Origin of the sequence: Mesorhizobium sp. M7A.F.Ca.ET.027.03.2.1 (genome assembly GCF_003999175.1) — a bacterium.
Lineage (GTDB): Bacteria > Pseudomonadota > Alphaproteobacteria > Rhizobiales > Rhizobiaceae > Mesorhizobium.
In genome coordinates this window covers 1-2,252 of sequence record NZ_RZOM01001009.1, presented here as the reverse complement: position 1 = coordinate 2,252, position 2,252 = coordinate 1, and the positions used below count along the sequence as shown (strand labels likewise).

Here is a 2,252-nt window from a genome sequence, read left to right as displayed (position 1 = left end):
AAGCTGTAGATCGCTTCGCGGGCGCGGCCTTCATCCAGAAGCTGCGCGCGCAATACACCAGGCAGCAGGCCGCAGTCGAGCCGGGGCGTGGCCAGCACGCCGTCGCCGAGATCGGCAAAGACATTGGTGATCGTGCCTTCACAGATCTCGCCGCGCTCGTTGGCCATAAGCACCTCGTCGGCCTGGGTGATGAGGTGTTCGGCGCGGGCACGCGTGTAGAGCTGCCGCCGGCTGGTCTTGTGGCGCAGCAGCGTGTCGTGCGAATCGAGCCTCGTCCGCGCCAGCCGCAGCATCCAGACCTTGTCGGCGGCGAGCGGTTCATAAGGCTGCGCCGAGGCCGCCACCTCACCATCGTGCGACAGGACGAGCCGCGTGCGCATGGCAACGCCGGAACCGCCGACCGCGCTGCTCAGTGCCTCGCCGACCTTGCCTGGAGCACAGCGGAAGCCGAGCTCCGCCGCCGAGCCATAGAGGCGCGCAAGATGGCGATCGAAGCGCAGGAAGCCCGGGCCGGGTTCCCAGCGCATGGTCTCGATCAACTGAAAGTCGGCGGTGTTCCCGTCGCGAAGCGCGCTTTCAGCAGACACTCCTGATACTCCTCCTGCGCCGTCGAATCGAAGACGACGCCGCCTCCGACATTGTAGACGGCCTCGCCGCCCGAAAAGAGCGAGATGGTGCGGATCGCCACGGAAAAGCGCATCGGGCCGCCGGGCGCGATCCAGCCTATGGCGCCGCAATAGGCATCGCGGGGCGTGCCTTCCAGGTCGCGCAGGATCTCCATGGCACGGATCTTAGGCGCGCCGGTGATCGAACCGCAAGGAAACAGCGCCGCGAAGATCTGGCGGATAGAGAGACCCGGCAGCAGTTTGGCCCTGACGTCGCTCACCATCTGATGCACGGTCGGGTAAGTCTCGATGCGGAACAGCGCCGGCACGTCCAGCGTGCCGACCTCGCTGATCAGCGAGATATCGTTGCGCAGGAGATCGACGATCATGCGGTTTTCGGCCTGGTTCTTTTCGTCATTGCGCAGGAAGATCTTCTGCCGTTCGTCCTCGGCCTTGGTCGCGCCGCGCGGCGCCGTGCCCTTCATCGGATGCGTCTCGATCATGCCCTCGGCGTCGATCTCGAAGAACAGTTCGGGCGAGCGCGACAGCACGATGGGTTCACCGAGCGCGATCAGCGCGCCATATTTCACCGGCTGACGTTCCGTCAATGCATCGAAGGCGGCCAGCGGCTCGCCTGACCATTGCGCATGCACGGGAAAGGTCAGATTGCCCTGGTAGCAATCACCTTGCCGGATGTGCTGGTGCAGCCGCGAGAAGCGTTTTTCATAATCCTCGGGCGACCACGTCGCACGGGCGTCGAAGATCGGGCCGTTGGTCGCCGTGGTGTCGCGCGGCGGCACCGCCTCTTCGACCGGGGCATCGAAAACCCCAAGGCACACGAGTGGGGCGCGGCGTCCGTTCGGCAGCAGGGGAACGAGCTTGGGTTCGAGAAGGTAGCCCGCCTCATACGAGAAATAGCCGGCAAGCCATTTGCCTGCATCATGCGCGGCTTGTGCTGCTTCCAGAGCCGGCCCGAAATCCCCTGCTTCGTGCGCCACGATGACATCGGCCGGCCGGTCGAAAACGAGCTGGCGCGCGCTTTTGTCATTGCGAAAAATTGCGGCGGGCAGGGACATGGGACTCATGCTGCGGTCTATGAAGCATCAACCGCTCTATATGGGGTGCCGCCCGCGCGCAATCGAGGGAACGGCACGCTGCCTCTTAAAGCCGACCTTTGGGCCAACTCAGGAACCAAGAGCAAGCGGCGGCGCCGATATGGCGCCGCCGCTTGCAATCTTCAGGTCGTGCCTGGCGATCAGCTGTTGCTGGAGGTTCCGGCTGTTGGAAACTGCTTGGCGAATTCCTTCTCGTTGCCGGCGGCGAGCAGCTTGGCCTGCTCGATCCAGCGTTCGCGCGCGATGCGGCCGTCGAAATTCATGACGTCCTCGATCCGTTTGACATCGGCGGCGGTCCAGGACGCGATCTGCGCGAAGCTGGTGACGCCTTGCGCGTTGAGCAGCTTCTCGTTGACCGGACCGATACCGATCAGCCGGCGCAGATTGTCGGGCTTTCCGGATGCTGGGCCGGCTGCTGGCTTGGCTGTTGCAGACTTGGCTGTTGCAGACTTGGCTGTTGCAGGTTTGCTCGTTGCGGATTTGGCTGTTGCAGGTTTGCTCGTTGCGGATTTGGCTGGAGCCGAGGTTTTGG

Annotated in this window: 2 protein-coding genes and 1 pseudogene; all 3 read right to left on the bottom strand. The window is 64.1% G+C overall.

What is annotated here, in order from left to right:
- The coding region (locus tag EN750_RS30380; RefSeq protein WP_127398940.1) for an aminotransferase class IV family protein at window positions 1-587 on the bottom strand (587 nt) is incomplete at its 3' end.
- Window positions 536-1,681: an aminodeoxychorismate synthase component I gene (locus tag EN750_RS30375; RefSeq protein ID WP_127398939.1), complete on the bottom strand. Its 1,146-nt coding sequence runs from the start codon at window positions 1,679-1,681 to the stop codon at window positions 536-538. The genes EN750_RS30375 and EN750_RS30380, both read right to left, overlap by 52 nt.
- Before the next feature lie 179 nt (window positions 1,682-1,860).
- A pseudogene (locus EN750_RS30370) lies at window positions 1,861-2,252 on the bottom strand (proton-conducting membrane transporter); the annotation flags it as partial.

Bases quoted from the DNA above. Each gene is read 5' to 3' on its own strand.
- EN750_RS30375 (WP_127398939.1), bottom strand. From the start codon at position 1,681: ATGTCCCTGCCCGCCGCAATTTTTCGCAATGACAAAAGCGCGCGCCAG.